General features: G+C 69.7%; 11 protein-coding genes. 7 read left to right on the top strand and 4 right to left on the bottom strand.

From position 1 onward, the window contains the following. Positions 1-807: sensor histidine kinase (locus tag ABB34_RS13935; RefSeq protein ID WP_161808921.1), on the top strand; the 807-nt coding region annotated here is incomplete at its 5' end. A gap of 4 nt (positions 808-811) precedes the next feature. Further along, positions 812-2,578, top strand: coding sequence for an EAL domain-containing protein (locus ABB34_RS13930; protein WP_057641981.1), 1,767 nt, complete (start codon positions 812-814; stop codon positions 2,576-2,578). 61 nt (positions 2,579-2,639) lie between these two features. Here ABB34_RS13930 and ABB34_RS13925 read toward each other — a convergent pair whose 3' ends face one another. The 4 genes from ABB34_RS13925 to flgA all read right to left on the bottom strand — a co-directional run bounded on the left by ABB34_RS13925 (position 2,640) and on the right by flgA (position 5,280). Further along, positions 2,640-3,788 (bottom strand): ATP-binding protein, encoded by a 1,149-nt coding sequence (locus ABB34_RS13925; RefSeq protein WP_083490225.1) that lies wholly within the window; start codon positions 3,786-3,788, stop codon positions 2,640-2,642. A 136-nt stretch (positions 3,789-3,924) separates the two neighbouring features. Next, entirely contained in the window at positions 3,925-4,263 is a 339-nt protein-coding gene (locus ABB34_RS13920; protein ID WP_057641979.1) for a flagella protein, read from the bottom strand. After that, on the bottom strand, positions 4,260-4,562 hold the full coding sequence (flgM, locus tag ABB34_RS13915; protein WP_057641978.1) for a flagellar biosynthesis anti-sigma factor FlgM: 303 nt from the start codon (positions 4,560-4,562) through the stop codon (positions 4,260-4,262). The genes ABB34_RS13920 and flgM overlap by 4 nt, the downstream gene beginning before the upstream one ends. 73 nt (positions 4,563-4,635) lie before the next feature. After that, a complete protein-coding gene (flgA, locus tag ABB34_RS13910; RefSeq protein WP_057641977.1) occupies positions 4,636-5,280 on the bottom strand; it encodes a flagellar basal body P-ring formation chaperone FlgA in 645 nt (214 codons plus the stop codon). Positions 5,281-5,382: 102 nt separating this feature from the next. Here flgA and ABB34_RS13905 point away from each other — a divergent pair, with 102 nt between their 5' ends. The 5 genes from ABB34_RS13905 to flgE all read left to right on the top strand — a co-directional run bounded on the left by ABB34_RS13905 (position 5,383) and on the right by flgE (position 9,272). Further along, entirely contained in the window at positions 5,383-6,327 is a 945-nt protein-coding gene (locus ABB34_RS13905; RefSeq protein WP_057641982.1) for a chemotaxis protein, read from the top strand. 170 nt (positions 6,328-6,497) lie between these two features. Next, complete coding sequence (gene flgB / locus ABB34_RS13900) at positions 6,498-6,899, top strand: flagellar basal body rod protein FlgB (protein WP_057641976.1); 402 nt, start codon at positions 6,498-6,500, stop codon at positions 6,897-6,899. A 23-nt stretch (positions 6,900-6,922) separates the two neighbouring features. Next, the gene (gene flgC, locus ABB34_RS13895; RefSeq protein ID WP_057641975.1) at positions 6,923-7,330 is read left to right on the top strand and encodes a flagellar basal body rod protein FlgC; all 408 of its coding nucleotides are present in this window, start codon (positions 6,923-6,925) and stop codon (positions 7,328-7,330) included. A gap of 11 nt (positions 7,331-7,341) precedes the next feature. Then, positions 7,342-8,016, top strand: coding sequence for a flagellar hook capping FlgD N-terminal domain-containing protein (locus ABB34_RS13890; protein ID WP_057641974.1), 675 nt, complete (start codon positions 7,342-7,344; stop codon positions 8,014-8,016). Positions 8,017-8,051: 35 nt separating this feature from the next. Next, positions 8,052-9,272, top strand: coding sequence for a flagellar hook protein FlgE (gene flgE, locus ABB34_RS13885; protein WP_057641973.1), 1,221 nt, complete (start codon positions 8,052-8,054; stop codon positions 9,270-9,272). The last annotated feature ends 32 nt before the right edge of the window (positions 9,273-9,304 follow it).

Here is a 9,304-nt window from a genome sequence, read left to right as displayed (position 1 = left end):
TTCCAGCTCGCCCTGGTCGCGCTGTTCGCCGGCGTCGCCCTGGCCCTGCTGCTGCCGCGCCTGCGCCGGCTCGAGCGGCTGGTGGCGCGCGACCTGGCCGAGCTGGAAGGCAGCCGGGCGGCGCTGGAAACCGGCAACCGCGAGCTGCAGGCGATGGCCGGGCGCCTGTTTTCGGTGCAGGAGGACGAGCGCCGGGCCATTTCCCGCGACCTGCACGACGACATCGGCCAGGCCGTCACCGCGATCAAGCTGGCCGCCCATGCCGCCATCGACGAGGCCGACATGCAGCGCCGCAACGCCGACCTCGGGCAGATCGTGGAACTGGTGGACAGCACCGTCATCCGCCTGCGCAACCTGTCGATGCTGCTGCGCCCGCCGCAACTGGACGCGCTGGGGCTGGAAGCCGCCCTGCGCTGGCAGGCCGGGCAGTTGTTCCGCGCCTCCCCGGTGGAGCTGCTGCTGGAAGTGGGCGACCTGCCGCAGCGGCCGGACAACGAGATCGAACAGGCCTGTTTCCGCATCGCCCAGGAAAGCCTGACCAACGCCCTGCGCCACGCGCTGGCCAGCCAGGTGCGGCTGCGCCTGGCCGATGCCGGCGACGGCCGCCTGCACCTGCAGGTGGCCGACGACGGCGAGGGCTTCGACCCCGCCGGCCCGCGCGGGCTGGGCCTGATCGTCATGCGCGAGCGCGCGCAGAGCGCCGGCGGCCGCCTGCAGATCCACACCGGGCCGGGCGAAGGCACCCGCATCGAGCTGCACCTCCCCTATCGCGCAGCGCAGGCCGCCAGCGCCTGCGCAGGACACTAGAACCATGTGGAACGCTCCCCCGACGCCAGCGGCGCAGGCGACGGTCACCCGCCTCGGCGCCGGCAACCCCGAACTGGCCGCGATGGTCGCCGAGGCCGCCCGCGGCGGCGCCCCGCTGATGCTGCTGCACCTGGACATCGACCACTTCGCCTCGGTCAACGAGAACATGAGCGCCGAGGTCGGCGACCAGGCGCTGGTGCTGGTCGCCCAGCGCCTGCGCGAACAGCTGCCCGAACAGGGCCGGCTGTGGCGCCACGGCAGCGACGAATTCGTGCTGGCCATCCCGCGCGCGGCCGGCGTGCCGCTGCCCGAGGACATGGCCGAGCAGTTGCGCCAGCAGATGGAACTGCCGCTGTCGGTGCTGCCCTACACCCTGTTCCTGACCGCCAAGATCGGCGTGGCGCTGTGCCCGGAGCACGCCACCGACCCCAGCCGGCTGCTCGACCTGGCCGAGGATGCCCTGCACCAGGCCGCCCGCGAGGGCGGCAACATCGTGCAGGTGCACATGCTGCACCGGCCGCTGAGCGCGCACAGCGAGAGCATCATCGCCCGGCAGCTGGTGGACGCCATCGACAACGGCGAGCTGCGCCTGCGCTACCAGCCGCTGGTCAGCGCCCGCGACGGCCACGTGGTCGGCATGGAGGCGCTGCTGCGCTGGCAGTCGCCGACGCTGGGCATGCTGGTGCCCGAGCGCTTCATGCGCACCGCCGAGCGGCTGGGCATCATCGTCCAGATCGGCACCTGGGTGCTGGAGATGACCCTGCGCCAGGCCCGCGTCTGGCGCGACCAGGGCTTCGACGACCTCAACGTCGCCGTCAACGTCTCCACCCTGCAACTGCTGCGCCCGGGCTTCTTCGCCGAGGTGATGGGGCTGCTGCAGTCCACCGGCGTGCCGGCGCAGATGCTGACGCTAGAAATCAACGAAAGCGCGCTGACCAACAACGTCAACTTCGTCTACGAAACGCTGGCCAACCTGCGCGGCGAGGGCATCAGCCTGAGCCTGGACAACTTCGGCACCGGCGACTCCAGCCTCAGCGCGCTGGTGCGCTACCCGGTGGACAAGCTCAAGATCGACCGCACCTTCATCAAGAGCGCCCCGGCCGCCGACCGCGAGGCCGCCATCTCCCGCGCGATCATCGCGATGGGCCACCAGCTGGGCATGAGCGTGATCGCCAACGGCGTCGAGTCGCAGGCGCAGTTGGGCTTCCTGCGCCGCAACGACTGCGACGTGTTCCAGGGCTACCTGTTCGGCGAACCGATGTCGGCCGACGCCGCCGGCCTGACCCTGCGCCGCCGCTACCTGCGCCCGGAAGCCTTCGCCGAGAGCCGTCCGGACCGCACCCTGCTGCTGCTGGACGACGAGGAGAACGTGCTGCGCTCGCTGGTGCGCCTGTTCCGCCGCGACGGCTACCGCATCCTCGCCGCCGGCAACGTGCGCGACGCCTTCGAGCTGCTGGCGATCAACGACGTGCAGGTGATCCTGTCCGACCAGCGCATGAGCGACATGAGCGGCACCGAGTTCCTCGGCCGGGTGAAGATGCTGTACCCGGACACCATCCGCCTGGTGCTGTCCGGCTACACCGACCTGACCACCGTCACCGACGCGATCAACCGCGGCGCGATCTACCGCTTCCTGACCAAGCCGTGGAACGACGACGAACTGCGCGAGCACATCCGCCAGGCGTTCCGCACCCACGACGAGCAGCACCGCGGCAGCGGCGGCATGGCGCCGGCCGAGTCCATCGCCGGCGAACCGCCTTCATCGCGATGAGGCAGGTCGGGGTTACACCCCCGACGGCGGCATGCACGAAGCGTCGGGGCGTAGCCCCGACCTACCGCGGCTGCCGCACCGGCAGCACGATGCGGAAGCAGGAGCCCTCGCCCACCGTGCTTTCCAGCTCGATGCGGCCGTGGTGCTTGTTGACGATGCCGTAGGAAATCGACAACCCCAGCCCGGTGCCGCTGCCCACCGGCTTGGTGGTGAAGAACGGGTCGAAGATGCGCTGGCGCAGCTCCGGGGAAATGCCCGAGCCGTTGTCGCGGAACTCGATCCACACGTCCTCGCCTTCCACCCCGGTGCTGACGATGATGCTGCCGCGCTCGGCGATGGCATGGCCGGCGTTGAGCAGCATGTTCATGTAGACCTGGTTCAGCTCGGACGGCAGGCACTCGATCATCGGCAGCTCGCCGTAGCGGCGCTCCAGCGTGACCTTGTACTTGAGCTCGTTCCAGATGATGTTGATGGTCGAGTCCAGCCCGGCGTGCGGGTTGGCCAGCTTCCACGACTCCTCGCGCCCGGAATAGGAGAAGTCCTTCAGGTCGCGCACGATCCGCGTCACCCGCTCGATGCCCTCGCGCGACTCGGCCATCAGCTGCGGCAGGTCGCGGCTGATGAAGTCGATGTCCAGGCGGTCGCGGACGTCGTCGATCTCGGCGATCATCGCCTTCGGGTCCGGCGCCCGCAGCGCGCGCTCGTAGGCCTCGATCACGGTGAACAGGCTGCGCAGGTATTCCTGCAGGCTGCCCAGGTTGGAGTGCACGTAGCCGATCGGGTTGTTGATCTCGTGCGCCACGCCGGCGGCGAGCTGGCCGATGGAGGCCATTTTCTCCGACTGCAGCAGCTTTTCCTGCGCACCGTTGAGGCGCTGGTAGGCCTGGCGCAGCTCGACGTGGCGGCGCTGCAGCTCCTGCTCGTAATCCTCGCGGCCCTCGATGTGGCGGAACAATGCCAGCCACGCCTGCTCGTCGCCCTCGCCGTGGTGGTAGATCTGGACGATCACCACCCGCTCGTCCAGCGGCAGGCTGCCGCTCCAGCAGCCGCTCTCGGCCGCCTGCGACAACGCGCTGGCGGGCAGCAGTTCCTCGACGCGGCGGCCCAGCTCGGTGGCGTCCCCGTCGGCGACGCCGAAAAGCTCGCGGACGACGCGGTTGGCCATCGACACCTCGCCGCGTTCGTTGAACATCAGCATGCCGTCGTTCATGCGGTCGGCGATGCCGCGCAGGACGTGGGAAGGTGGGCAGGGAATGAACGAAGCGGGTTCGGAATCGGCCACGGCGGTCGTGCGGTCGGGGAACGGCGTTCCACCATACCACCGCCCCGCCGGGGCACGGCCGGCTTCAGGCGACCGCGAGCGAGCGGCGCGTGTGCAGCTGTTGCGACTGGCCCTTGGCGTCGTAGGCCGAGGCGTTCTCGCTGCGGCCGAGCTGGCGCAGGGTCCAGCTGACCTCGCGGCGGCGGCGCGACAGCAGCGCGCCATTGGCGCGGTTGCGCTCGGCCAGCTCGCGCAGGCGCTCGGCCTGTTCCAGCGGCGGCTGCGCTTCCAGCACCCTCAGCGCTTCGAGCTTGCGGCCGGTGGCCGCGATCAGCGCGGGGATGTCGTGATCGATCAGCGCCTGACGCTCGCCATCAAGCGCATCGCTCAATTGCTGCAGCGGATCGGTCATGGCGGCGGTCATGCCTGCAGTTGCTGGTCCAGGTCCAGCATGCGCTGGGCGATGGCGTCCGGGTTGATCCGGTAGCTGCCGTTTTCCAGCGCCTCGCGGACCGCCTGCACGCGGGCATTGTCGACCGCCGGGGCGGTGGAAAGCTCGCGCTGCAGGGCCTGCAGGCTGGTGGCCTCGCCGGTCAGGCGCAGGCTGTCGACCGCTTCCACCGGCCGGGCGGCGCCGTCGCCGGTCGCTGCGGTCCGGGTCGGCGTGGCGACCTGGCGCACCGGGGCGCCAGCCGTGATGCCACCGTCGATTTTCTGGCTCATGTGATGGGAGTCCTGTTTCGGTACGACAAGGGTAACGGCCGCTTCCGGGAAACCTTTAGCACCTTTTGCATGATCAGCGCGAGACCAGCACATCGCCGCCGGCGGCGACGATACCCTGCACCACCCGCCGCGAGGACAGGTTCTCCACCGAGACCCGCTCGTCCTGCCCGGCATCGCCCAGCGCCTTGCCTGCCATCCGCACCTCCACCCCGCCGCGCCGGGACACCAGCGCCACGCTGTCGCCGCGGCGGATGATGCGCGGGGCGACCAGGTCGTTGGCCCCCAGCAGGGTACCGGCCCCCAGCGCGCGCCGGGCCACCCGGCCGACCACCTGCCGCGGATCGGACAGCACCGCGCCGGCAATGCGTGCGGTGTCACGACGGACGCTGGTGATATCGGCCGGGCCGATGATTTCTCCAGCGGCCACGCCGCGCGCCAGCATCACCACGTCCTGCTCGTTGCGGATCTCCACCGGCACGAACAGCTTCCAGCCGCCGGGCTGCGGGCAGCCGACCTCGACGACGCGGTTGCCGGTGGCGCGCGCCTGCAGCGATACCGGGCAGGCCGCCAGCCGCAGGTTGGCATCCACCGTGGCCTCGCCCTCGATGGATGGGTCCAGCGTGGAAAGGGCGGCGGCGCGGATCGAGGCCAGGCTCTGGAACTGGCCGGCCCAGGCGGGCGCCGCCAGCAGCAGGCACAGCAGGACGAACGGGCGCATGGGCTTCTCCACGGCAATCCTCACAAGGTCGCAGATGGCCATGCAATCCCCGTGCCCGAAGCGACGCTCAAGTCCTGCGCGCGTGCGGCCGATACCGGCTGCATGTCACATGACCTGCTCAACCGCATCGACCAGCGCACCCGGCTGGCCGGCCACAACCGACTGGCCCTGCTGCTGTTCCGCCTGGGCGGGCGTCAGCTTTTTGGCGTCAATGTCTTCAAGGTGCAGGAAGTGCTGCGGCGCCCGCCGCTGTTCCTCGTGCCCGGCCTGCCGGTGCAGTTCGCCGGGGTCGCCGACGTGCGCGGGCGCTCGGTGCCGGTGCTGGACCTGGGCCTGGCCATCGGCCACCCGGAACGCGAGCCGGACGCCGACACTTCGCCGGGCTACCTGGTGGTCACCGAATTCAACCGCTCGGTGCAGGGCTTCCTGGTCAGCGGCGTGGAGCGCATCGTCAACATCGCGGTGGAGGACATCCAGCCGCCGCCGGAGCTGGGCGCCGAATCCAGCTACCTGACCGCGGTCACCCGCTTCCAGGGCGAGCTGATCCAGGTGATCGACGTGGAGAGCGTGCTGGCCGACATCGCCCAGGTCAGCAAGGACGCGGTGCTGGACCCGTCGATGGCCCTGCCGGCCGGCGCGCCGCCGCTGCAGGTGCTGGTGGTGGACGACTCGCGGGTGGCGCGCCAGCAGATCCGCAGCGTGCTCGACCAGCTCGGCGTCACCGCCACCCTGCTCTCCGACGGCAAGCAGGCGCTGGACCACCTGCTGCAGATCCACGCGGCCGGCGAGAACCCGGCCGAGCGCTACGCGATGGTGATCTCCGACATCGAGATGCCGGCGATGGACGGCTACACGCTGACGACGGAAATCCGCCGCCACCCCGGGCTGGCCGGGCTGTACGTGCTGCTGCACACCTCGCTGTCGGGGGTATTCAACAACGCGATGGTCGAGCGCGTGGGCGCCAACGCCTTCGTCGCCAAGTACAGCCCGCACGAGCTGGCCGACTTCGTGCTGCACCGCCTGCGCCAGGTGGCCGAGGCCGCGTAGGCCGGGGTAACGCCCCCGGCGGCTTCATGCCGATGCGCAAGGCGCCGGGGGCGTTACCCCGGCCTACCCTGCTGCCCTGCCGCCGCAGCCCGACCGATGGCGCGCCGGCCATTGCGGGGTTCTGGCACACCGCTTGCACCTCCCCGGGCAACGTTCCGCGGGAGACCGCCGTGTCCAACCTGATTTCCGACTATCTCGGGGTCCACGCCCAGGCCATGCCGTTGCGCGAGCAGCGCATGAAGCTGATCGCCGGCAACCTGGCCAACGCCGACACGCCCGGCTACAAGGCCCGCGACCTCGATTTCGACGCTGCCCTGCGCGACGCCGCCGGCAGCGGCGGCAACGGCCTGCTGGCCTCCACCTCGGAACAGCACTACCGCACCGGCAGCATCGATGGCCTCAACCCGTTCCAGGTGCTGCGCGAGGGCGTGCAGCCCAGCCTGGACGGCAACACTGTCGACCCCGACGCCGAGCGCGCCGCCTACGGCCGCGCCGCGCTGGAATACCGCGCCTCGCTGAGCTTCGTCGAGTCCAAGGTGCGCTCGATGATGACCGCGATCACCGGCCAGTAAGCCGGCCAGCAAGGGAGAACAGCATGAGCAACCTGCCCATTTTCGACATCGCCGGCTCGGCCCTGCAGGCGCAGTCGGTGCGCATGAGCACCATCGCCTCCAACCTGTCCAACGCCGATTCGGTGGCCGGCTCGGCCGAGGCCGCCTACAAGCCGCTGGAGCCGATCTTCCAGGCCGTCACCAGCCGCGAGGACCCGCGCCTGACCGGCGTGCAGGTCAAGGAAATCACCCGGAGCGAGGCGCCGCCGCTGCAGCGCTACGAACCCAACCACCCGCTGGCCGACGCCGACGGCTACGTCTACTCGCCCAACATCGACCCGGTGGCGCAGATGGTCAACCTGATCTCCACCTCGCGCAATTACCAGGCCGGCGTGGAAATGCTCACCACCGCCAAGGAACTGACCCTGGCCACCCTGTCGATGGGCCGCTGAGGACACCCGCCATGAGCAGCGTTCCCGCCAACAACGAATTGTTCGGCTCGCTCGGCCTGACCGCCGCGGCCTCGCAGAGCAGCAAGAAGAAGGACACCCTGGACCAGGCCGATTTCCTGCGCCTGATGAGCACCCAGCTGCAGCACCAGGACCCGCTCAAGCCGATGGACAACAGCCAGATGGTCGCGCAGATGGCGCAGCTGTCCACGGTGCAGGGCATCAGCGACCTGAACGACACCGTCTCCGGCTTCCAGCAGGCGATGGCCGGCGACCAGATCCTGAAGGGCGCGGCGCTGGTCGGCCACGAGGTGCTGGTGCCCTCGACCAAGCTCTCGCTGGAGGACGGTGGCGGCGCCAGCGGCACCGTGGCCGCCCCCGGCAGCGGCTACGTCACCATCGACATCACCGACGCCAACGGCGTCAAGGTCACCCAGCTGAGCGTGCCGGCCGAAGCGTCCGGCGAGGTCCAGTTCCAGTGGGACGGCACCGATGCCGACGGCAAGCGCATGCCGGCCGGGGCCTACAACGTCACCGCCACCTACACCGACGGCGAGGGCGCGCAGAGCACGCTCAGCACCTACGTGCAGGCGGAGGTGGAGAGCGTGACCGTCGGTTCGGACGGGCTGTACCTGAACCTCAAGGGGCTGGGCGCCGCCCCGCTCGACTACGTGCTCCGCGTCAGCTGAGCCACCGCACACCATTCCCCGGGAGTACCGACATCATGGGCTTCAACATCTCGCTGTCCGGCATCAACGCCGCCAACGCCGACCTGAACGTCACCGCCAACAACATCGCCAACGTCAACACCACCGGCTTCAAGGAGTCGCGCGCCGAGTTCGCCGACCTGTTCAGCGCCACCAGCTACGGCCTGTCGCGCAACGCCATCGGTGCCGGCGTGCGCCTGACCAACGTGGCCCAGCAGTTCTCGCAGGGCAACATCGACCAGACCGGCCGCAGCCTGGACCTGGCCGTCGAGGGCGAAGGCTTCTTCACCCTGGACATGAACGGCTACCGCGTCTATTCGCGCGCGGGCAACTTCCAGACCGACAACGCCGGCTACGTGGTCAACCCGCAGGGCGCACGCCTGCAGGTGTACGCGCCCAATGCCGACGGCACCCGCTTCGACGGGGCGCTGACCGACCTGCAGTTGCTGACCACCGACAGCCCGCCGCGGCAGAGCACCCTGGTCAACCTCGGCTTCACCCTGCCCGGCAATGCCGACGAGCCGGTGTCCGCGTTCGACCCGGCCGATTCCAACAGCTACAACCACTCCACCGGCGGTGTGACCGTATACGACTCGCTGGGCGTCGGCCACACCCAGACCTCGTACTTCGTCAAGACCAACGTGCCCAACCAGTGGCAGATGTACAACTACGTGGACGGCCAGTCGGCCGGCGCGCCGACCACGCTGGAGTTTTCCGACAGCGGCGCGCTGGTCACCCCGCCGCCGCCGGGCCATATCGCGCTGGACCCGTTCACCCCGACCACCGGCGCCGGCGTGGTGAACCTGACCCTGGACGTGACCGGCTCCACCCAGTACGGCGAGAAGTTCGCCATGCGCGACGTGCGCCAGGACGGCTATGCCTCGGGCAAGCTCAACGAGATCAGCATCTCCGAGGAAGGCATCGTCTACGCGCGCTACTCCAACGGCGCCGACCGCCCGCTGGGCCAGGTGGCGCTGACCACCTTCAACAACCCGCAGGGCCTGCTGAGCAAGGGCAACAACCTCTGGGTGGAGACCTACGCCTCCGGCACCCCGCGCACCGGTGCCCCGGACACCTCCGACTTCGGCCAGATCCAGGCCGGCTCGCTGGAGGCCTCCACCGTGGACCTGACCGAGCAGCTGGTGAACATGATCGTGGCCCAGCGCAACTTCCAGGCCAACGCGCAGATGGTGTCGACCCAGGACCAGATCACGCAGACGGTCATCAATATCCGTTAAAGCGGGGAATGCGGGAACAGGGAGCGGGGAAC

Origin of the sequence: Stenotrophomonas daejeonensis (assembly GCF_001431505.1) — a bacterium.
Classification (GTDB): Bacteria; Pseudomonadota; Gammaproteobacteria; order Xanthomonadales; family Xanthomonadaceae; genus Stenotrophomonas; species Stenotrophomonas daejeonensis.
The sequence above is the reverse complement of the archived record's forward strand: the minus strand, read 5'-3'. Positions and strand labels throughout refer to the sequence as shown.

What these genes read in the sequence shown, in the direction of transcription:
- flgA (WP_057641977.1), bottom strand. Translation starts at nt 5,280, where the DNA reads ATGCGCCCGTTCGTCCTGCTGTGCCTGCTGCTGGCGGCGCCCGCCTGG.
- ABB34_RS13920 (WP_057641979.1), bottom strand. Translation starts at nt 4,263, where the DNA reads ATGACCGCCGCCATGACCGATCCGCTGCAGCAATTGAGCGATGCGCTT.
- flgE (WP_057641973.1), top strand. Translation starts at nt 8,052, where the DNA reads ATGGGCTTCAACATCTCGCTGTCCGGCATCAACGCCGCCAACGCCGAC.
- ABB34_RS13930 (WP_057641981.1), top strand. Translation starts at nt 812, where the DNA reads ATGTGGAACGCTCCCCCGACGCCAGCGGCGCAGGCGACGGTCACCCGC.
- flgC (WP_057641975.1), top strand. Translation starts at nt 6,923, where the DNA reads ATGAGCAACCTGCCCATTTTCGACATCGCCGGCTCGGCCCTGCAGGCG.
- ABB34_RS13925 (WP_083490225.1), bottom strand. Translation starts at nt 3,788, where the DNA reads ATGAACGACGGCATGCTGATGTTCAACGAACGCGGCGAGGTGTCGATG.
- ABB34_RS13890 (WP_057641974.1), top strand. Translation starts at nt 7,342, where the DNA reads ATGAGCAGCGTTCCCGCCAACAACGAATTGTTCGGCTCGCTCGGCCTG.
- flgM (WP_057641978.1), bottom strand. Translation starts at nt 4,562, where the DNA reads ATGAGCCAGAAAATCGACGGTGGCATCACGGCTGGCGCCCCGGTGCGC.
- ABB34_RS13905 (WP_057641982.1), top strand. Translation starts at nt 5,383, where the DNA reads ATGTCACATGACCTGCTCAACCGCATCGACCAGCGCACCCGGCTGGCC.